The sequence below is a fragment of the Streptomyces viridosporus genome (assembly GCF_002078235.1).
GTDB lineage: Bacteria > Actinomycetota > Actinomycetes > Streptomycetales > Streptomycetaceae > Streptomyces > Streptomyces viridosporus.
In genome coordinates, this window is the sequence record NZ_MSGP01000290.1 from 1 (window position 1) to 743 (window position 743).

Consider the following 743-nt stretch of genomic DNA (forward strand, 5'->3'; position numbering starts at 1 on the left):
GCCGACGCGGAAAATGTGCAGGCCCGGGTCTTGCCCTGGGCCGGATGGCCTGGATTACTGATCCCGGAGGGTCGACCGAATGATCGGTCGACCGGATCGGTGCGACAGCGACGACAGGCGCGACAGGTGAGGGGAAGGTGCCGATGACGGAGGCGGCGGACCTGCTGGACCCGGCGGAACGGCTCGACGCGGAAGGGCTGCGGGCGCTCCAGCTCGAGCGGCTGCGGGCCTCGCTGCGGCACGCGTACGACAACGTGCCGTTCTACCGCGCGTCGTTCGACAAGGCGGGCGTCCACCCGGACGACTGCCGCTCGCTCTCCGACCTGGCCCGGTTCCCGTTCACCACCAAGGCGGACCTGCGGGAGCACTACCCCTACGGCATGTGCGCCGTGCCGCGCGACCGCATCCGCCGCATCCACGCCTCCAGCGGCACCACCGGACGCCCCACGGTCGTCGGCTACACCGAGGGCGACCTGTCCCTGTGGGCGGACATGGTGGCCCGTTCGATCCGCGCCGCGGGCGGCCGTCCCGGCGACACGGTCCATGTGGCCTACGGCTACGGACTGTTCACCGGCGGCCTGGGCGCCCACTACGGCGCCGAGCGACTCGGCTGCACGGTGATCCCCGCCTCCGGCGGGATGACGTCCCGCCAGGTGCGGCTGATCCAGGACCTGGAGCCCACGGTCATCATGGTCACCCCGTCCTACATGCTCACGCTGCTCGACGAGTTCGAGCGGCAGGGC

At 71.5% G+C, this 743-nt stretch carries 1 protein-coding gene; it reads left to right on the top strand.

Annotated elements, in window-relative coordinates; genetic code table 11:
- Positions 1-143: 143 nt before the first annotated feature.
- The coding region (locus tag B7L92_RS42515) for a phenylacetate--CoA ligase (protein ID WP_497591133.1) at positions 144-743 on the top strand (600 nt) is incomplete at its 3' end.